The organism is Cupriavidus sp. 05T313 (genome assembly GCF_056396665.1).
This window is the reverse complement of record NZ_JBFTLX010000067.1, coordinates 1-18404: the sequence shown is the minus strand read 5'-3', so window position 1 is coordinate 18404 and position 18404 is coordinate 1. Positions and strand designations below refer to the sequence as shown.

Below are 18404 nucleotides of genomic sequence, written 5' to 3'. Positions count from 1 at the left end.
TGCCGTGGCCTCTAACGCGTCCCACAGTGCTACACGCGCGACAACAACCCTTGCTGCCGCCGATTCGAAAGAGCGATCACCGGCCTCCACGAACTGCCCGGTCGAAGCGACATTTTTGGGCGCCTTTCAAAAGGTTACCACGCTAAAGTTTGCGGCCCTGCGCGAGAAGATGCTCACGAAAGCAGAGTTGGAGGAGTACTTCCAAGATCTTGTAACGCTCCAGCGGGAAGCAAGCACAAACGTTCAAAACAATGGAATGCGCATCTACCTCTCCTACGGCATCACTGACACGCCGCGGCAACGCGCATTACTCGGGTGCGCGGAGAACTCAACTGGCGATTGCGCTGATCTGACCATCAACAGGGAGCCGCCGAACTTCCGTGACACCATCACACCACGGCTGGCGGTGTACCAGTGCCATCATGATGCGGGATGGCCCTCGGCAAGCGATTCGACACCGCCGCGCGGCAGGACGCCGACGCTAATTGCTGCGACACCTTCCGGTGGCCGGCAGCAGGCGCCGATACAAGAGAAGTCGAGCGCCAGACAATTGGGCGCGACGACTGGCGAGGGAGGCGGTCCTACGCTGAATGGCGTCCCGTCGCCACGACCGAGCGCAACGAAACAAGAAGATGATCACGCTCCGTACATCTCGCGCAAATGCGTTCGTATCGTCCAAGGCGGAAAAGGTGTGGCGGACGCGTACAAGCGGATTCAGAACGATTGCGGGACGCCAGTGACCGTCGCTTTCTGCCTTGAGGCGCCAGGACCGATTAACGAATGTCTGAATCCCCTTAAGTATGGCCTCAGCGACGTCATTCCGGCGCGAAAGTCCCAACTGACGGCGGACGCGATTCAAGGACCGTGGACCGCGTGGTCCTTTGTCTGTGACATGAGCAATCCGAAGAAACAGACATGCCTACCACCAAAAGATATTGCGGGAGGCGGGGCGTTTAGGGACTGACTGAGGGTGGACTACGCCAACCTCGCAACCACTATTAAATTTTCTTGTGGGACACACTGATGGCTGCTGACTCTTCTAACTGGACGTTAGCAAATTAGGACACCAATGGCAGAGAAGAGGCGGGAGGGCCTGTCGCATCTCTCTTCTCAAGGTTTGTGGACACAGGTAGTTACCATCTACCCTTTGGTGCCCTGAGACGCCACCATCCTGAGCGGGACGCAGCCGTTTCCGGCCAGCGTCACCGCCCGACGGCCACCCGCAGAAGCTTCAGACCCCGCACAAACCGACCAGCGTCCCGTCATCCTCAAGACGCTACCGAAGGCACGGGGCGAAAACCCTGTTGCACGCCGCGTTGCAACCACCGTAGCCATCGGATCTCTATCCTCTGCATTCCGGACTCTCCAGCGCCAACTAACACTGCAAGATGGAGCTTACCAAACGTCGTTGGACCGCTGGCACGCCCCTCGTGGCATTCGCCCCGGCCCGGTTTGGAAGCAGCAGCCGCCTCGAAGAGGCGGTAGGTGGTAGCGAAGATCGACTTTCAGTATATAACATCTGGAATGAACCAAATCGACCGCCTCTGRCTAACTAATCCGACCCTCGCCTATGCCGACTGGCAAGCGCGCGAGGCCGCCGGCGCGGACCGGCGCCCGTTCTCCGCACGCTCCATTGTTCAGCACCAGGCGATGTTCGAACACTTCCGACGGCACCTGTTCGCGCTCGACGAGACCCTGGCCACCTTCGGCTCCGACCACATCGCCGCCTTCTGGCAACTGCCGGAGGCTAGCAGCTACAGTACAGCCACCCGCATGCGATACCTGAAACTGCTCGACCGGCTGTGCCGCCACCTGATGGCCATCGGCGTGCGACAAGGCAATCCTGCCGAGAAATTGGTGCGCGACGGTCAGTGGCCAAAGGACGACCCTGCTCCGATCTTCCTCCGGGAGGACGCCGATGCCCGGCTGCAGGCTTACGTTCAGCCGCATGTTGGCGACGATCTCGCAATGCTGCGCAGCCGAGCAATCGTCGCGTTTTTCCTGGGAACCGGTGTCACGGTCGCGGAGAGCCGAGTTGCCCAGGTGGTCGACCTGCAGCCCGCGGCCGCGCCGCCCTATCTTCATGTTCCTGCGCATGGCGCGCGTGAAACCCGCACCGTGCATCTGGACACGTTCGCCGTACCCATCCTTTCGGCCTGGCTCGAACGCCGTGCCGCCCTGCCGATCGCTGGGGATCTGCTCTTCTCGCTCAAGGCCAGCGGCACGCCAATCACGGAAATTAGCCTCGGCAGGATCGTGCGCGCTACACTGGAGACCATCGCTTTCGAGGCGGACGACATGAGCCCTCGGATCCTGCGCAATACGTTCTGCCGGCGCCAGCTGCTCGCTGGCCGCTCGAGCGAGGATGTCAGCAAGCAGCTCGGCTTGGTCAGCTCAAGGACCTGCGACCGAATCGCTGCCACGATCGAATAATTCTCGCCGCATGATCGAACCTGCGGAAGTGTCGGAAATGCGACGGTGGGTCACAGTTCGCACTGATTTTGCTATCCTCCACGCAGCGCCGATGCCACCGGCATGCTGGCGCCTCACTCAACATACGACGAGCACCTATCCATATGGCAACCAAAGCAAAACCTGTCGCGAAGAGCGCCACGCCTGTGGCCAAGAAGGCAGCACCGGCCAAGAAGACCGCCGCCGCAGCTGCCCCAGTCGCCAAGCCACTGGCGGAAAAGTTTAACAAGTCCAGCCTGCTCGCCCACCTGGTCGCAAAAACCGAGCTGGATGCCAAGACCGTGAAGACCGTGTTGGCGCATCTGGAGAACACGGTCCTGAGCGCCGTGCACAAGAAGGGCGCAGGCGAGTTCACCCTGCCCGGCCTGTTCAAGGTGGTGGCCACCCAGGTCCCGGCGACCAAGAAGCGCTTCGGCAAGAACCCGTTCACCGGCGAAGACCAGTGGTTCGCCGCCAAGCCGGCGACCGTCAAGGTCAAGGTCCGCCCGCTGAAGAAGCTCAAGGACGCCGCGATCTGAGCATTGGACGGTTAGGCCGGGACAGCCCGCCCTAACCCATGCCGGCCTCGGCTTCCGTCGCCACGAGCCGGCAATCTACCGAAACTGGCTATCAAACCAGCGCGGAACCCCGCTATCATAGTGGCGTCGCATCAGCGGCAGGAAGCACAAGAAGCGGACCGGAAAGCGGTCCCGTCAGCCATCCCATAGAGCGTCTGTCCATGCCAGTCGGCATCGGCATGCGCTTCTCTTGCGCTTATCTCCTTTTTACCGCCGAGAACTCGGCAAAAGGAGAGAATCATGACTACCGCAATCGAGCCGGCTGCCCGTGCTGACCAGAATCCAATCTTCCGCCTGGAAGCGTTCGCATCCGGCCGCTACGACGTCTACTCGGCCATCAATGGCCTGCGTGCCGGCGCGCTCATTGGCGGCAATGGCCAATGGTGCGCGGAACAAGGCGCCAAGACCCTGGGCTACTTCGAGACGAAGGACGCCGCCGCCATGGCCTTGATCCAGGCCCGGGGCTTCCCATCGCAAACGCTGTTCGAGCAGATGCGCGACTTCATCGAAGGCCCGCAAAGGCCTCTGCAGCACTACCAGGACGACTTCTACAAGCACGACCGCGCCTACCTCGATGGATGGCGGAATGCCACCGATCTGCTTTGGTTCGTGACCGCCACGGCGACACATCTCGTCCCGCTGGATCTGGACGAGATCACCAAGCGTGAGGGCAACGCCGTCCTGGAGGCGCGGGATCCGGCGATCACGGGCCAGCCGCTGCACATCCATCACCTGGACGTAGCGACAGGAAGGATGCGTCCATGCACGTCCAACAAGGCGCACTCCCTTATCAATAGCCTGACGCAAACCTATCGGCTTGGCTGGGGGAACCTCAAGAAGCATGGGGAGACCTTGGCGCGCGTCACCATCACGGTGAATCGTCCGCCGGCGCAAAGTCCCATCGCCAATGTCGCAATGGCTGTCACGCGCGAGCCTTCGCCGAAGGAAATCGCGGTGCTTCGCCGCTTTGCCGCCTATGCGGCCGTCCGCCACTTCGGCACCTTGTTCGCGGCCGTCGGTCACGTTCGTATCGCCGACGACGAGCGAGCCTACTTCGACTCCGCTCAAGAATCGTAATCTCCCCGCCCTGGCTCGTGCCGGGGTGGAACCCCATCAAGCTTGTCCGTCCGGAGTCCTTTCGCCAGGCAGCAGCCTTGGGACAGGGTTTCCCCTGCGCTYCTTTCAACTGCGTCGTAGGACGCAAAGGAGCGAAAGATGGACCTCAGCAATTCCCGGCTCGGCGACTGCCAGCCGCTCGACAGCCTGCAGACGGCCAGCATTGGTATCTGCCTCACCACCGACCCGCGCATCACACACCTCGAAGACACGCCAATCACTGGCGCCGTCATCGTCTACGGACGCCCGGCCAAGCAAGTCTGGGCCTCGCAAACGGCACACCCGTTTGCTGACCCGGCCACGCCGTTCGTCCGACTGCAATAGGAGCCATGGCATGACCAACGAAATCCGGCGGGCTATCGTCGTCTTCCGGGGAACCTACCCGGGGGAGTACCCTGGCTCCTCTACCGAACTCCCGATCATCTGGGACCAGACCGGCCACCACACCAATGTGACCGCACTGACGAGCCATCCCAATCTCCAGCTTCCGGCGAGCAGTGCAATCCAACTGGTCTGCCGGCTTCGCGCGCCACTGACCGTGCGCGGTCGGCTCCTGCAGGATGGCCAACAGGTGAGTCCAGAGAAATACCTGGCCACCTGGCGAACCGCCCCGCGGGTGTGCCACTCACGCGTAGCAGAGGACCTGCAGATCGCCCTCTCCGGCGTGGCCACCTTTGACCTCCGCGTCGAGCGGTGCAACAAGGGCGGCTACCTCCTCGAGGAGTTGGGCATCGTCGACATAGATAGCCTGGTTTCGCAGTTTCCCGCTGTCCCCGTCGGGCAACAGTGGCGAATCGAGTTCGATCTCGCCTCACCCCACGCCTGGCGCGTGTTCGCGCAGTTCGCAGCAAGGAGTTACTACGACCCCGAAGTGAGGGCCCAACCCGCGCAGTTCCACGTCCAGACGCGCGCACTGGCCGGAACCGCCCCGCAACCTGACCTGTTCGGAGAAGAATTGGCATGAGCTACCGCATCGAGTACGCGCATCGCACCCTCAGAGTCGACGGTAGCGAGTTCCCGGATGCTAAGGACCGCTACATCGTGCTCGCGGAAGGTGGCGACAGCAATTGCTACGGCTCCGACAACAGGCGCTCGCGGTCATGGGGAGCCATCGCGATCGGGAGGCTGGAGGAAGTGCTGGAGGACGGCTGTCAGCTCGCGGCAGCCTGCGAGAGTGAAGGACTTCGGCTCAAGGGCCGCGCATTGCGGCCGGAGGCGTATCTGCGCCTCCTACGTGAGCAAATGCGGAAGGCGCAGCCCACGTGCTCGGCAAGGTATCGGCTCGGATTGTACTGCCGCACCGAAACGGACGACGAGACGGACATGTTGCTGCGCGCGCTGCCGGGCGCCGCACGGACCATCGAAAGGGACTGGGACAACAAGCCCGTTGTCGTCTACCGCTTCGCGGAGAACGGCCAGCCGGATTTCCGCCTGTTCTTCTCGGTCTACCCCGCGATCCGATGTGCCAAGCACGCCTGGCATTTTGTCGACAGCAGCAACCTCTGATGTACCAAGCCACGCCCTACCCGGGCGTGGCTCTTTGCTTTGGTTCAACGCGGCATTGTGGGCTGGTTGGAGTCAAGCTGATAGCCCACCGCAGAATGCGGAGCAACGGCCGAGTTCAACTGCGGATTCAACCGGTCATTCGCCCCAGCACCGCTCCGACGTCAGCTTCCGAAGTCCATCGGTCATTCAGCGCTTCGTCTCAGCTCGCAAATCATCGGCCGACACGCGTAGGCTAAGGAATCTGGGAGGAACCGGTTCGGAAGTTCCGTTTGCGTTGCATCGGCATGCCTCCGTCTCGATCCCTTCGCCTCGGGACAAGCAGACAAACGCGGGGACCGAACCGCCTCCGCATTCCGGACTGGTATAGTCGGCCTATCCGAATCCCGGTGCGCGCCATATGCCGACCTTCCAGAAGAGCGATATTGCACGTACACAGCTTGAGGCGGCTGTGGACATATTTCTTCGCGGCCTCAGTTACCACGCGGTCATCACTCTCGCCGGCGCGGCGAGCGGCTTGCTGGACGGCATGTTACGGGCGCAAGCCGGCAAGGAACCCTTCGTTGACTATGCGCGGCGAGTCTGTGAGCAAATGGCCGGGAAGACGCCATCGCGCCAATCCTATTACCACCATATCGAGATGATGCTTGGCATCTCCGCCCACAAGCATCTCGCGGAGACAGACACCGAAACGGTGGAGATGGACCTGTATGACTCGGCAGAGAAGGCGCTGACCAGAGCCATACTGGACTACATCAAGTTGAACGGACGCGGCGAACCACTCATGAACGTATTCTTGCGCCTTCTTTGGGCGAAGTACGATGGAGCACGCTTGGTGGCTGAATATGAGAACGTACCGAAGCAAATGAGGCCGCGATGACCACCCAAACCTACACCCGCCTCCAGATTGCGGCAGACCAGCTTCGGGCGGCAATCGGCCTCTTCGTAGCACGCAACGACCGCTTCTCAGTTATCACGCTTGCCGGTGCGGCAGACGTCATCCTCTCCCGCCTCGTTCTCAATACCGGCCAAAGCAACTTCACTGACTCGATCATCGAAATGGAAGTTGAGAAGGGGGGGCCAAGACAGACGAGAGCGGTTGCCGGAACGGCGGTCAACGACATGCTGCTCATCAATGCAATCAAGCACTTCGACCAAGGCGACAGCGGAACTGTTGAAGTGGACGATCTGGACGAATGTGCGCTCGCGGCAATCCTCAAGGCGCTGCCTAACTACGTCGCTCTTGCTGGACAGAATGAGGATTGGATAACAGCCTTCTACTACTGGATCAGGCAGAACCTGGACCCGAAAAAGTACAACGTGAACCTCGATCCAAATTGGGTAGCACCAGCAGCTTAGTAAGGGCATCACGTCCTGTGCCCGTCGTTGTATAGATTTTATGCCGCCAGTCGTTTCGAAGTCCTCCGCATCGGCTGGCGAAATAGCTAGCAGCCTCCAATCGAGACGCCAGCGCGGCAGACATAGGCAGTGCCCCAGACGCCGTCTCTCGTCGATCGAACGACCGCTAGCTGAGCGGAGCTGTCACGTGAATGTCTCGACGACGCATCGAACGCGGGTCCCCTCACGGCCTCGGCCGAACTGAGCCGTCGGATCGTTCCCTGAACTATACCGTCTCCGCCGCCACCGCTCCCCCATCCCGAAAGCCGCCGAAAAACAAAAAAGCCGCCCCCCAACATGGGGAGCGGCTGATTGCTGTGGGCGAGGCCCCGGGGACTGCTAACGGGTTACCCGCATGGCGCCGCCGCTGGACACGAGCATCACCCGATCGCCAGGGGCAATCGGTTGATCGGCATCCTGCGTGATGGCCACAAGTCGCCCCAGATCCGTGCGAACGACAATCTCATAGCCCTGCCGGCTGGCGTTCGACGCGCGTTCAGCAACCTGCTGCGCGACGATACCCGCAACCGGGCCGGCAATGGCTGCGGCGACATACCTGCCACGGCCACCACCGATGGCCTGCGAGCCAACGACCGAACCCACGATCGCACCGGCAATGCCGGCAAGACCCGAGAATGCGCCGTAGCCCGGCGTCACACTACCCTGGATGATGACAGCACGTACCCGTACGACCGACGCGTGCTCGACCTGGCCGCCGTGCAACGCCTCCATGCCTCGGTAGACATTGGAGGACGTGTGCTCGACGGCGCAGCCGGTCAGCATGGCGATTGCGGTAATGGTTGCAAATAGCTTTTTCATGGTTTCACCTTTCTTGAGGCGGGCGAAGCCATGCCATCGGGCATGGACATTCGCCCGATGGGACTTGAGGGAACACGCCACAGAAAGTGGCGCGGGTTACTACATTGCGGTGTTCAAACTGCCGTTGCCTGTGCCGCACCGGTGCGGCYGCGCGGCGACCTGCGCTGCTTGCTGCCTTCTTTCTTGCCCGGGCTTGGAACTGGGTCAACGTACCCAAATCTCGCCCAGGCTGCCGGGTCCAAGGCCAACGGATTGGTCCGGCCGGTAGCCAGGTTCACGAACACCCCCGAGTACGGGAGTGCGCCGGTTCGATAGAAAGTCCACAGCAGGTTGAAGGCCTGGACACCGATCGCCTGGTTGATGACCAACGACTGCTTGCGCAGTGCGTCGGCCATCGAGCAGGACGGCGCGGAGTCTTCCTTGTCACCTGCCGGGTCGATCAGATCCGGAAAGAGGTCGCCCACATGAGGCAGGCGCCCCGGGTGAGGTTGTCTGATCTCCCCCAGGATGACCTGGCCACGGTCCGTTTCGTTGCCGCAGTCGAGGTAGTAACTTCCCCCGCCCTTGCCACAAGCCGACAGGATCGCCTTTCGCGCAGCACGGGTATCGACGCACCCGATCACCAGATCGGCGTGCACTGCCTCGGAGGCGGCGAGTTTGCGGGGCACCGCGACCCATCGTGTGCCCATGAGGACATTGAGCCGGTTGACCAGCAACAGCGCCTTGTAGCCGCCGACGTCCGCCGGGTAGAAACCCTGGCGGCCGACATTGGTTTCGCTCACGGTGTCGTCGTCGTAGACGGTGCAGTCAATGCCACCGGGATGGCCGAGCTCGAGCATGGCATGGTGCAGTCGCGCCAGGTTCGGCAGCAGGGCGCTGCCCGTGCCGCCGGCACCAACCACGACCACCTTCCATGCCCCACTGATCATGCACGGCGGGATCCTATGTTGCAGCAACGTCATTGGCTTCTCCAACGGCATCCAACCAGGACACCGGAATGTTGTGGGAACGCTCGAAGATCCCCTTCGCGCAGAGTCGCAAGGCAACATCCATGCTTCGGGTATGACAGCGGCCAAGCACAACCGCAAACTTCACGTCAAAGCGATCGTCTTGGTCATCGGTCGTTGAGAAGCCGGCGGCGAAGCACCCGTGCGAGTGGCAGTCAGCCACCAGGACTTCGCCGTCGGCGAGTTGCGGTCGGTCGTAGCGGAGGCTGGCGCTGTCATGCGACAGCACGACCACCGAAACCAGGCGAAACGCCTTGGTCCCGGGGTTCCAGACAATCCACCCACCAGTTTCATTAGGACACGCCGCCCTCGCCTGCTCGGCAAAGGCGCCGATCAACTCTGGCGGAACTCGGCCGCACAGCAGTTCGGTCACCTCCTCGACAACCCCATAGGGGATGGCCGTTGAGACGGCGTAGCTGCTGATGCGGCGAATGAGCCGGATCCAGGGCCGAAAGATCTCGATGAATACGCCGTTGCTCGCGACAAGCAAGCGCTCGCCTGCTGTTGTCATCCCCGCGACGGGCTCCCTCGTCGGGACCATGACGGTCGGGAAGGAGCGTTGCAATGTAGAATCGAAAGGGTTCATGGTTATGTGAGCTCGTTGGCGATCAGATCGCCGAGAGTGTGTTTGAAGGGAACGAGGACGTCCTTTGGGTATGCCTTCCCGAACGCGCCGTCCAGCATGTCTTTCCAGAACGCGAACACGCCGCGCTTGTAGGCAACCCGTTTGCCGCCGTGGTTGGGGTGCGTGAAGGCCGAGTTGAAAAATGCATCCTCCCAGCCACGAATCGCGCTCACGCCGATCCTCGCAGGGACCTTTGCCGAGCCGACGCAGATCTCTCCAGCGTCCCAGGTGTTGAAGTAGGGAGGCTCGTAGAGCTTCGTCTTCGGCGTCGGCCTGCCTTCGTCCCGCAGGGCGAACACGCGGAATCCGTCGACAGCGGCCTGAAACACAAGCCCGGGGTGCGGCACGATGCTGCTGCGATTGCCAAGCTCCTTGCACTGGAAGAACACGCGACGCGTGCACGGCGGGCACCACCAGGTCACTGCATGCGCTCCAATGGACAACACGGTCGCAGGCAGAAACTCCGCCTGTGGGATCGCGTTCTCGGCGAGAGATTGCAGGCACTGCACGAGGCCGAACCGGTCAAGCGGCACACCCGCGCCGATCGTGGGCCTGTCGCCCTTGGGCGCAACCAGGATCGGGTGGAGCGTCGCATAGGAAATGGTTCCGTCTTTCTGGCTATATAAGAGGACGGCCTTGGTGACATTTACCTCCACGCCGGCCTGTCCCATTGCAATCTTTGTCATAGTGGATCCGAGTTTGTGAGGTGGCCAAGCACACGATCGATGCTGGTCAGCGTTTGAAGGGCAAGTTGCCAATCGGCGTACTGGCGTCGGATGGCCGAAGGTTCCTGTGCAATCGGGATGAAACCCAAGTGCATCGTCGCCTCGCCGCCATCCCACTCGTATTGATAGATGTCGTCGAAGAGCTGCTGGACCCGCTCGTCGTTCTCCCAGACCAGTACGGCCGCTGAGTACACAGGACGTGCGTCGTAGCCATAGTTGAGGAGATCCCGGCCCCGCGCCCTGCTAATCAGGTTGCGGAGCAGGATCAGCTCTCGGCAGAGCCGTGCCATGCCTCGCCGACTGGTCAACGATTCCAGCGTAGCGACGTCGAGACCGAAGTCCCGGCGATCTCTGCGTCGGCGCCGACCTGTCGGCGTCAGGCGAAGCGCGGCGGGGACAAGCTCTGCACGCACGACCGACGGCAAGTAGCGCTGCATTGTTTCCTGGTCCTCGTCAAAGCGCTCCTTCAGCCACTCAAGGCTGTCGGCGTCCGACTCTGTCTCGTCCCCCTCCCAATAGAAATGGGCAAAGTGAGAGAGCAGCTCGCTCGGCGTCCTGATCCAGGCAGTCCGCCATGACGCCGCTTCGATGAGACGCAAGGCGGTCGCCAGCAGCTGCGGGTGCGCACGCGTGAGCTTCTCGGCGTGTGCGCGCAGCTCGAAGATCCCTTCCCCTTCGCTACTCACCGCCAGATAGAGCGGTGCGTCGCCAGTAAAGGAACGCGCCTCGTATTGATGAGCAATCTCCTCGCGGACAGCATCGGCGTCCAGCAAGGAGAACTTGAGGTTGAGGTAATTGAACGGCCGATGCTGCCGGCCGAACCACTTAAAGAGCGCCTGGGCGTAGGCGTCGCCAACGCCGGTCGGTGCCTTGACGTCCCGCGCGCGCAACGCACCGGTATCAAAATGGGCACGCGCCAGCGCGGTGACCGCTTCGGGGGTATGGAAACGTACCTTGCCCCTGACCGCAACGTCGGCCGAGACTTCCGGCAGCGTCAGAAAACCATGGGCAGGTCGATCTGCGGCAGCGGCAGGCCGCAGAAATTGCGGGATTGCGGCGACGCCTCCATCGACGCCGCCACCAGTTTGCCGAGGGCTGAGCAGCATGCTTGCATCTCCTTCGATTGTAAAAAAACCGCCCCGGGCGGCCGATCAAATGCTCTGTCGGGATCCGCCAGGGCTTTCATCAAGTCCCGATGGCGCATGGCTACCCCTTGGCGCCCGCAGCGCGGACGAAGGTGTAAGTTGCCGTCTCCCCCTTGTGCTCGGGGCCGTCCACCTTGGCGGTGGTCAGCTCCGGGTACTGCGCCGAGTACAGGTCCCGCACATCGTCGGGACTGAACGCAGGGCCGGGATCGACGAACGTCATGCCGTTGTAGAGGAACTCGCGCACAAGGCGCGTCACTTCGATGGTCATGGTGTGCCTCCAATTAGTCGTCGAGCAATGCGGCAAGGTCCGTCCCCTTGGACTCCGGAGGATGTCCGTCGCTGGAGGGAGCTGCAGTTGCCGGGGCTTCCGCCTCGGTAGTGCCATCGGCGGACTCTTCCTCCTCTTCGCCTTCACTCTCCTCATTCGGGAGCTGCGGCTTGGACTTCGATTTGCCAGCGTTGGCGATCGCCTTCGAGGCCTTCTGCGTTTGCGCGGTCTTGGCGGCATCAAGCACGGCAGTCGTCGCCTCCACCAGCTCGCTGAGCGAGCGGCGTGACGTCGTATACCCGGCAAGCGCGTCGAGGAATCCGGTATCCAGCTCAGCCGGCGTGGCCGTCAGGACCAGCGGCAGGCTCAGACCCGTGTCAGCACCACCCTTGACGGTTGGCGCGACGAAGACCGTCATCTGTTCGCCCTTGAGGGCGAGCGTCAGGACGAGCTTCTCACACGAGCCAAGCAGGGTTGCAAGTTGTTGGAACATGGAATTTCCTTTCACTGAAAACTGGGGGAAAGCGATGCCTTAGAACAGCAGCACGCGCGGTACCTTGCCTTCGTACTCGAACTTCTCCACCTTCAGGAGGGCTTCGATCAACTCGGGCTTGGGCTTGTTGAAAACCTTGGCAGTGCTATCGCCAAGCGCGGCCAGCAGGCCGATCTCGTTGGCAACCACCCTCATCTCGGACTTGGTCAGCAATTCCAGGAAGTCCTTGGAGAGCTTCCAGTACTTGCGCAAGTCGAGCTTCTGGTATTTGCACAGACGCACCAGCGATGGCACGTCCAGTCCCTCGATGGCGGCAACGGTGAGCGCCACGGACATGTTCTCCCGCTGCACTTCGGTCAGTGCGCTTGCGGCGTCCAGCGCCTTGTCAAGGTCAGTGGCCGAGCACGTTTCGTCGGGAACGATGCGCTCATAAAGCTTGCGCATGGCCGCCCCGTCGATCGTTCGCGCCTGGCCCGCCAATGCGACGGCAAGGAGGTAGTGATTGGCCACGATCGGATCGGACGCCACTTCGCGCCGCAGGCATTTACGCCAGAGGGCGACGCGGTAGGCCTTCACCTTATCGGTCTCGCTGACAGCCGTGACGGGCTTCTCCGCCGGCGTAGCGCCAGCGGTGGTGCCGGCGCCAGATGCCGCTGCTGCCTTTCCCGTCGTACCGCCCTTCTTTGATGTCGACGGCGGTGCCGCCGCGGCTTTGTCGGCCGCGATCCGCGCGGCAACCTTGCGCGAGTTGCAGGCCGTGTCGAAGCATTGACCCCGGTAGACCTTGCCCATCGAGTCCGGCAGGCCGCTGACGGCAGCACCGAAGTTCTGGCAGGCATGGCAGGCCTTGGCTTGCTCCTCACCAACCCCGGTGGAACCCTCCACGACCAGCTGGATCCGCGTGTACTTGTCGCCTGTCCGCACGATCCGAACCGCAGGAAATTCGTCTTTGAGGCCTTGCTCGATCGTGGCCAGCTGCGCCTCGCACTTAGTGTTGAAGCAAGTGCGATTGGTGCAGTTTCCGGTGGCGATGGATTCGCCGAACATCTCCGTCTGCAGCGCAGAATTGTGCGGGCACGTTGCGCACTCCGTTTTATCAAAAATGGCGCTTGCAAGACTGCAGGACACCGTCTCAATTGCCTTCTTCAACTCAGCAACCGTCTTCGACTCGGAGATGATGACAGGCAGGAACTTGTCCTGCTTATCCTTGGCGAGGGCGGCGAGCAGCTCGGCGTGACCGAGCTGGATCCTGCGCTCGTTGAGAGCATTAAGCACCTCACTGCTACAGTTCATGAGTGCCAGGCGTTTGTCGAGAAGCGCACGGGACCAGCCGAAAATGCGCGCCGCCTCCTCCCGGTCACCCTTAAGTTTGCCGACCATCCTCGCTGCAGCCACCGCCTCCTCAGAGGGCGCGATGTCGTCGCGGGAGACGTTCTCGATGATCGCCATGGCCTCCGCCGTCTCGTCGTCGACATCCTGCACCACGATGGGCATCGCGTACTCGACGCCAAACACCTCGGTCGCCGCGCGGTAGCGTCGCTCGCCGGCGATGATCTCGTAGAGGTCGTCCTCAACCGGRCGGACAACGATGGGTTGCATGATGCATCCCGCCGCACGTACGCCGGCAACGAGTTCTGCCATTTTCACCGGATCAAAGAACCGGCGTGGATTGAATCGGCTCGTGCGGATCCGGCTCAAGGGTAGAGTCGGCTGTTCGAGCAGCATTGCGGATTCTTGCATTGTGGGTTCTCCTATAGCGAGGGAACCCACCCGTGAAGGGAGTGGTTCCCCTCTTGGGCTTAACTTGCCGCTCTGGCGGCTGTGAAAACCATCTAGACTCTTCGCGCCTTGGGACTGCAGCAGCAGTCCGAAAACGCGGCAGTGCAGGTGTACCGATCCGGGATCGGAGAACGCCTGGTGTCTGTGCCGTGCTTCCTGCCTTGCGGACGGGCCGGGCGCGGCCTAGCCTTCGAAGGTGCCATCCGCTCGATAGACCACATACCGGTTGCCGATGTTGAGTGCTTTGTCGCGCAGGACCTGGGTGAACATGGTCTCCGGCACGGTGACGCCAAGTGCGGCGAGCTTGCTGCGGAAGTAAGCGAGGCCGGCACCCATCGAAGTGGTGTCGTCCAGGTTGTGGTAGAGGAAGTCCTCCGAGGGCTCTTCGCAATCATCAGTCAGCTCTTCTTGACAATCCGCCGTCTCGGCCATTGCTCGTTGCTCGGCTTGTTCCATGGCAACCGGAGAGCGCAGGCGCTCCACCCACAGAAAGAAATGGTGCAGCGGGCGGTCCCAACCGAGTACGACGTCGATGGTATTGGCCCCGTGGACCGTTTGAAAGTGGTGTTGGCTCATGGCGATCTCCAGATGAGGTGGCGCCGCGCCAGCCTGGCGGCTGGCGGCGGCGTTACGACTTACAGTGCTTCCAGCGCTTGAAGCGCCTTTTCCTTGGCGTTGGCACCAATGCCGAACCAAGCGGAGTTCAGGCGATTGTCCTGACCGCGTGCGCGGATATGGAAATCGTGGTACTCGGTGACCGCGTTAAGCAGCCCCCATGCCGTACCCCTGACACCGTCCAACCCGGCGCCCTTGCCGGCGCCATTGAATAGCCCCATGACGGTCTTGTAGCCTCGCGACTTCGTGACGTCAGGGGTTGCAATCGAACTCATCAAGGACTGCAGCACGGCATCCGCCTGTGCGGGCGAAACCGCCTTCTCCGACAAGTTCTTCATGCGGTCGATGAAACTGCCGAAGACCTTCTCGCCGATCAAGCCGAGCTGGTCCTGCACAACGGTCGGATCGAACTCGGTGTTGTGGCGGACCTTGATCACCGACGCACTGGCCAACGCGGCTTGCGCGCCATGCAGGCTCAGATGCAAGGTGTTGTTGCAAACGACGCGAATGGAGGTGAACTGCGCGGTCGTCGCCAGCGAGCCATCGCAAGAGGTGGCCAGCAGCAGGTAGTTCTTCACCGGATCGTTGTCGACCACTTCGGCGTCAAAACCCGTCCTGGCCAGCGCCCAGATTCGGCGCCCGCCCTTCAGGCTGCCCGCGGTCTCGAGCGTGAAGCCCGAGTGCGCGACCAGGTCACGGAAGAATTCCAGGACCTCGCCCGGCTGGACGACCTTGTAGCGATCGGAAACCACCGCCAGCGGCGCGTTGCTGTCGCTTCGGTAGAGCACGTGATGCTCCGAGGCCATGGAGGCCGTGCCGTCGAGAGAGAGTTGTAGTTCGTGAGCCATTTGGAATCTCCTGGGTGGCGTTTGTGACAATGCAGCTGGGTGCTGCAACAAAAACCAGGAGGTATCGGACCTTCCGTCTACGCCTCGTGCAGGGCGCAAACGGAAGCCCCGAGGGGCTTCACGAAGTTGTGGGAAGAAGGCTAGAACCCGAAGCGCGCGCAGCGCATCCGGGCCAACGGACCGGTGATACCGGCAGTGGCCAACTCGCTGACTAGCGCCGCGATGCCGGCATCCTTATCCGGTACCGGAGTACGAGCCTGTTCCGCATACGGCTGAACGCGGCACTTGCGGACCAGAAACGTGTTGCCGCACTGAATGAGCGCGAGCTCGATATCCAGAGTGCGGAAACCGGCAATCAACAGGCTGTGCTGCTTCTTGGACTTGCGTCCCCGCGACGGGCTGACAGCCGCCGTTTCGGGCTTCTCTTCGGGAAGGGCGGCGAGATCCAGCCCACCCTGATCGTCTGGGTGCTTTTTCATGATTGTTGGTTTTCCTTACTGTGTCTCGCCAACGCACAGGGCGGCGATCACGCTGCGGATAAGTTGTCTGCTGTATTCCAGGCGACTGCCGGACTGCACGCAGAAGTCGACGAGACGATTGACGCCGTCCGTGACGATCGTGCCGTAGAGCACGAACGAATCCGGAGTGGCCTTGTGGAATTGATGGATGCGACCTTCGCTACTAAAAAAGCGCTCGTGATATCGCAAAAACGTGCGCGCGATGAAATCACGATGGTCGAATACGGGGAGCGCGCGGGCCAAATCCCGGCGCTGCAATGCGCCAATAGGATGGATCAGGCCAAGCTCATCTTCTGTCCGGCAAGTGGGCGAAATGATCCGCGCAATATGCACGGGTTCGTCGCACTCGCGCTCGGGTTGAAGCTGCGGAAGAACACTGCACCCCCGCGGTAGACGGCGAACGCCGTCGCTTTAAGGCGCAGTTGAAAGTGAGGTGAAGGTTCCAGCGCTTTGCGCATGCGGTATGTGGTGACCGGCCTGGCGCCGGCACGGATAGAAGTTGGCCAGGGCAACTGCCCGGCATCAGACACTCCGACCTCCATCCCGTTGAAGTCTCGAATTATTGAAAGGACACCAAACTGAAATCACGCGCCTTTGCCGTGCAAGTTATCCACCGCTGGCCAGCGTCGTGGTCGTGACAGGCGACCCGCTGACCGGCCGTGGATAACTTGCGGCTCGTCTCTCGTCTCAATAGGAGATACTGCCCAACGAAAAAAGACCAACAAGAGCTTGACTCCCAACGCCCCATAGAAATCTTACTGTGTCACAAAAACGACAATTACTGTGTCAATAATATTGAATTTCAGTTATAACCAAGATTCCATCGTGGCAAGAGGCGGCAATGGGAAATCTGGCGGAATTCGATCGTTATATTGAGTACCTATGCGTGGCGTTGGATCATGTGGATCGAAACGTCGGATTGCAGGACTATTGTCGAGGCCTCATGTTGCCGATCCAGCGCAAGAGTGTTGAGCCTCTGGCTGCGCATACCGATCCGCTACACGTGGCTGCCAAGCACCAATCGTTACATCACTTCGTGGCCAAGGCGGGATGGTCGGACAGTGCCGTGATGTCGCGCGTTCGCGACTGGGTTGTGCCACACCTCGGGTTGGACAGTGGCTGCTACTGGATTATCGATGACACCGGGTTCCCGAAGAAGGGAATGCATTCAGTTGGCGTCGCGCGCCAATACTGCGGTCAACTGGGCAAGCAGGACAACTGCCAGGTGGCGGTCAGTCTTTCGCTGGCCAGCGTCCAGGGCAGCATTCCTGTCGCCTATCAACTGTATTTGCCCAAAGACTGGGCGAGTGACCCGGTGCGCAAGAAGAAGGCCGGGGTGCCGGACGGCATGACGTTCGCGACCAAGCCGGAAATTGCTCTGGCGCAAATGCGTGAGGCGCTCGCCTCGGGCGTGCCGATGGGCGTGGTGCTGGCGGACGCCGGGTATGGCGATGAAACCGCCTTTCGCGATGGCATTACTGAGATGGGCATGCTGTATGCAGTCGGCATACGGCCGGGGACTACGGTATGGGCGCCCGGCACCGCGCCGCTGCCGCCCAAGGCATGGAGCGGTCGCGGCATACGGCCGACGAAGCTGCGTCGGGAGCCTGGACACCAACCGGTGACGGTGAAGGCCTTGGCGATGGACTTGCCGCAGCAAGTCTATCGCACGGTCACCTGGCGGGAAGGCTCCAACACTGAACTGTCCTCCCGCTTCGCCGCCGTGCGGGTTCGCCCTGCTCATCGCGACTACCTGGGCACGCAGATGCGTCCCGAGGAGTGGCTACTGATCGAATGGCCCGAAGGAGAAGCCGAGCCGGTGAAGTACTTCCTCTCTACCGGTCCGTCCGATGCCACCCTGGAACAATTGGTCTTCGTCACCAAGATGCGCTGGCGTATCGAGCGCGACTATCAGGAACTCAAGCAGGAGTTCGGCCTCGCGCACTATGAAGGCCGCGGCTGGAGGGGCTTTCATCACCATGCCACCCTGTGTATTGCGGCCTACGCCTTCCTCGTCGCTATGCGCCTCAATCAGAGCACCTCAAAAAAAAACCGTGCTCAACCAGAAACGCCTTCCTTCCCCAAGGATTACGTCCCTCGCGGCAGCCGGACGAGTGCAGCGCCACGTGGCTGAGTCGATTTCGACGCTGCGGCTACTCATCGCTCGTGCCATTATCAACCGGCTCCGCCGGTGTCCATGCTGCTGGGATGTGAAGCTAAATTTGTGACACAGTGTGCGTCCAGCTAAGGCTGGCGTGTTCAGCAGGAGCCAGTCCTGCCGGGGTAAAAGTCAGGCGCCCCGTAGCTTGAATAGCAGGGTGGCGGGAAACCAAGACTCTGAAGCCTACCGACAGGCGGCCCCTTGGTGTTACGTCCCGCCAATTTTGAGGTTTGGCGAGGGGTGTTTGTCGCGGTTTCGGCAAGAGCGAGTTTAGGAACATCGCCTTGACCATCGCGAGACACGACGGGCGTAAAGAAGGCCAGTACTCCTCTGATATCGTGCGACGTTTCCG

At 61.5% G+C, this 18404-nt stretch carries 21 protein-coding genes; 9 read left to right on the top strand and 12 right to left on the bottom strand.

Annotated features, from left to right (window positions below; genetic code table 11):
• The first annotated feature begins 1524 nt into the window (after positions 1 to 1524).
• From AC1DKD_RS16760 to AC1DKD_RS16725, 8 genes are all read left to right on the top strand, one after another.
• The gene (locus tag AC1DKD_RS16760; protein ID WP_477143486.1) at positions 1525 to 2433 is read left to right on the top strand and encodes a tyrosine-type recombinase/integrase; all 909 of its coding nucleotides are present in this window, start codon (positions 1525 to 1527) and stop codon (positions 2431 to 2433) included.
• A gap of 143 nt (positions 2434 to 2576) precedes the next feature.
• Complete coding sequence (locus AC1DKD_RS16755) at positions 2577 to 2990, top strand: HU family DNA-binding protein (RefSeq protein WP_253932974.1); 414 nt, start codon at positions 2577 to 2579, stop codon at positions 2988 to 2990.
• A 279-nt stretch (positions 2991 to 3269) separates the two neighbouring features.
• Entirely contained in the window at positions 3270 to 4106 is an 837-nt protein-coding gene (locus AC1DKD_RS16750; RefSeq protein ID WP_253932975.1) for a hypothetical protein, read from the top strand.
• A gap of 138 nt (positions 4107 to 4244) precedes the next feature.
• Positions 4245 to 4469, top strand: a complete 225-nt coding sequence (locus tag AC1DKD_RS16745) for a hypothetical protein (RefSeq protein ID WP_253932976.1) — start codon at positions 4245 to 4247, stop codon at positions 4467 to 4469.
• Positions 4470 to 4479: 10 nt separating this feature from the next.
• On the top strand, positions 4480 to 5109 hold the full coding sequence (locus tag AC1DKD_RS16740; protein WP_477104185.1) for a hypothetical protein: 630 nt from the start codon (positions 4480 to 4482) through the stop codon (positions 5107 to 5109).
• Entirely contained in the window at positions 5106 to 5651 is a 546-nt protein-coding gene (locus tag AC1DKD_RS16735) for a hypothetical protein (protein WP_477104184.1), read from the top strand. The genes AC1DKD_RS16740 and AC1DKD_RS16735 overlap by 4 nt, the downstream gene beginning before the upstream one ends.
• A 397-nt stretch (positions 5652 to 6048) precedes the next feature.
• Positions 6049 to 6528 carry a hypothetical protein gene (locus AC1DKD_RS16730; RefSeq protein WP_477104183.1) on the top strand — a complete coding sequence of 160 codons (480 nt, stop codon included), beginning with the start codon at positions 6049 to 6051 and terminating at the stop codon, positions 6526 to 6528.
• A complete protein-coding gene (locus tag AC1DKD_RS16725) occupies positions 6525 to 7007 on the top strand; it encodes a hypothetical protein (protein ID WP_253932980.1) in 483 nt (160 codons plus the stop codon). Before AC1DKD_RS16730 ends, AC1DKD_RS16725 begins: the two co-directional genes overlap by 4 nt.
• A gap of 378 nt (positions 7008 to 7385) precedes the next feature.
• Here AC1DKD_RS16725 and AC1DKD_RS16720 read toward each other — a convergent pair whose 3' ends face one another.
• The 12 genes from AC1DKD_RS16720 to AC1DKD_RS16665 form a co-directional block, all read right to left on the bottom strand.
• On the bottom strand, positions 7386 to 7865 hold the full coding sequence (locus AC1DKD_RS16720) for an outer membrane lipoprotein (RefSeq protein ID WP_477104182.1): 480 nt from the start codon (positions 7863 to 7865) through the stop codon (positions 7386 to 7388).
• Between the two features lie 113 nt (positions 7866 to 7978).
• On the bottom strand, positions 7979 to 8827 hold the full coding sequence (locus tag AC1DKD_RS16715; RefSeq protein ID WP_477143485.1) for a PRTRC system ThiF family protein: 849 nt from the start codon (positions 8825 to 8827) through the stop codon (positions 7979 to 7981).
• Complete coding sequence (locus AC1DKD_RS16710; protein WP_477104180.1) at positions 8808 to 9458, bottom strand: PRTRC system protein A; 651 nt, start codon at positions 9456 to 9458, stop codon at positions 8808 to 8810. The genes AC1DKD_RS16715 and AC1DKD_RS16710 overlap by 20 nt, the downstream gene beginning before the upstream one ends.
• Before the next feature lie 2 nt (positions 9459 to 9460).
• The gene (locus AC1DKD_RS16705; protein ID WP_477104179.1) at positions 9461 to 10183 is read right to left on the bottom strand and encodes a PRTRC system protein B; all 723 of its coding nucleotides are present in this window, start codon (positions 10181 to 10183) and stop codon (positions 9461 to 9463) included.
• Positions 10180 to 11328, bottom strand: a complete 1149-nt coding sequence (locus AC1DKD_RS16700) for a PRTRC system protein F (protein WP_477104178.1) — start codon at positions 11326 to 11328, stop codon at positions 10180 to 10182. The genes AC1DKD_RS16705 and AC1DKD_RS16700 overlap by 4 nt, the downstream gene beginning before the upstream one ends.
• Positions 11329 to 11428: 100 nt before the next feature.
• Entirely contained in the window at positions 11429 to 11638 is a 210-nt protein-coding gene (locus AC1DKD_RS16695) for a PRTRC system protein C (RefSeq protein ID WP_477104177.1), read from the bottom strand.
• Between the two features lie 13 nt (positions 11639 to 11651).
• Positions 11652 to 12131, bottom strand: a complete 480-nt coding sequence (locus AC1DKD_RS16690; protein ID WP_477143484.1) for a PRTRC system protein E — start codon at positions 12129 to 12131, stop codon at positions 11652 to 11654.
• A 39-nt stretch (positions 12132 to 12170) separates the two neighbouring features.
• Positions 12171 to 13871, bottom strand: coding sequence for a PRTRC system ParB family protein (locus AC1DKD_RS16685; protein ID WP_477104175.1), 1701 nt, complete (start codon positions 13869 to 13871; stop codon positions 12171 to 12173).
• A gap of 222 nt (positions 13872 to 14093) precedes the next feature.
• Positions 14094 to 14486 (bottom strand): hypothetical protein, encoded by a 393-nt coding sequence (locus tag AC1DKD_RS16680; RefSeq protein ID WP_477104174.1) that lies wholly within the window; start codon positions 14484 to 14486, stop codon positions 14094 to 14096.
• A 59-nt stretch (positions 14487 to 14545) separates the two neighbouring features.
• Entirely contained in the window at positions 14546 to 15373 is an 828-nt protein-coding gene (locus AC1DKD_RS16675) for a DUF932 domain-containing protein (RefSeq protein WP_477143483.1), read from the bottom strand.
• Between the two features lie 140 nt (positions 15374 to 15513).
• On the bottom strand, positions 15514 to 15852 hold the full coding sequence (locus AC1DKD_RS16670) for a hypothetical protein (RefSeq protein WP_477104172.1): 339 nt from the start codon (positions 15850 to 15852) through the stop codon (positions 15514 to 15516).
• Positions 15853 to 15867: 15 nt separating this feature from the next.
• Positions 15868 to 16224, bottom strand: coding sequence for a hypothetical protein (locus AC1DKD_RS16665; protein WP_477143482.1), 357 nt, complete (start codon positions 16222 to 16224; stop codon positions 15868 to 15870).
• 508 nt (positions 16225 to 16732) lie between these two features.
• Here AC1DKD_RS16665 and AC1DKD_RS16660 point away from each other — a divergent pair.
• Positions 16733 to 18025, top strand: a complete 1293-nt coding sequence (locus tag AC1DKD_RS16660; protein WP_477104155.1) for an IS701 family transposase — start codon at positions 16733 to 16735, stop codon at positions 18023 to 18025.
• The last annotated feature ends 379 nt before the right edge of the window (positions 18026 to 18404 follow it).

Coding starts and splice junctions, on each gene's coding strand:
- AC1DKD_RS16660 (WP_477104155.1), top strand. CDS start 16,733: ATGGGAAATCTGGCGGAATTCGATCGTTATATTGAGTACCTATGCGTG.
- AC1DKD_RS16740 (WP_477104185.1), top strand. CDS start 4,480: ATGACCAACGAAATCCGGCGGGCTATCGTCGTCTTCCGGGGAACCTAC.
- AC1DKD_RS16745 (WP_253932976.1), top strand. CDS start 4,245: ATGGACCTCAGCAATTCCCGGCTCGGCGACTGCCAGCCGCTCGACAGC.
- AC1DKD_RS16755 (WP_253932974.1), top strand. CDS start 2,577: ATGGCAACCAAAGCAAAACCTGTCGCGAAGAGCGCCACGCCTGTGGCC.
- AC1DKD_RS16695 (WP_477104177.1), bottom strand. CDS start 11,638: ATGACCATCGAAGTGACGCGCCTTGTGCGCGAGTTCCTCTACAACGGC.
- AC1DKD_RS16750 (WP_253932975.1), top strand. CDS start 3,270: ATGACTACCGCAATCGAGCCGGCTGCCCGTGCTGACCAGAATCCAATC.
- AC1DKD_RS16680 (WP_477104174.1), bottom strand. CDS start 14,486: ATGAGCCAACACCACTTTCAAACGGTCCACGGGGCCAATACCATCGAC.
- AC1DKD_RS16730 (WP_477104183.1), top strand. CDS start 6,049: ATGCCGACCTTCCAGAAGAGCGATATTGCACGTACACAGCTTGAGGCG.
- AC1DKD_RS16675 (WP_477143483.1), bottom strand. CDS start 15,373: ATGGCTCACGAACTACAACTCTCTCTCGACGGCACGGCCTCCATGGCC.
- AC1DKD_RS16710 (WP_477104180.1), bottom strand. CDS start 9,458: ATGAACCCTTTCGATTCTACATTGCAACGCTCCTTCCCGACCGTCATG.
- AC1DKD_RS16720 (WP_477104182.1), bottom strand. CDS start 7,865: ATGAAAAAGCTATTTGCAACCATTACCGCAATCGCCATGCTGACCGGC.
- AC1DKD_RS16735 (WP_477104184.1), top strand. CDS start 5,106: ATGAGCTACCGCATCGAGTACGCGCATCGCACCCTCAGAGTCGACGGT.
- AC1DKD_RS16670 (WP_477104172.1), bottom strand. CDS start 15,852: ATGAAAAAGCACCCAGACGATCAGGGTGGGCTGGATCTCGCCGCCCTT.
- AC1DKD_RS16705 (WP_477104179.1), bottom strand. CDS start 10,183: ATGACAAAGATTGCAATGGGACAGGCCGGCGTGGAGGTAAATGTCACC.
- AC1DKD_RS16725 (WP_253932980.1), top strand. CDS start 6,525: ATGACCACCCAAACCTACACCCGCCTCCAGATTGCGGCAGACCAGCTT.
- AC1DKD_RS16690 (WP_477143484.1), bottom strand. CDS start 12,131: ATGTTCCAACAACTTGCAACCCTGCTTGGCTCGTGTGAGAAGCTCGTC.
- AC1DKD_RS16700 (WP_477104178.1), bottom strand. CDS start 11,328: ATGCTGCTCAGCCCTCGGCAAACTGGTGGCGGCGTCGATGGAGGCGTC.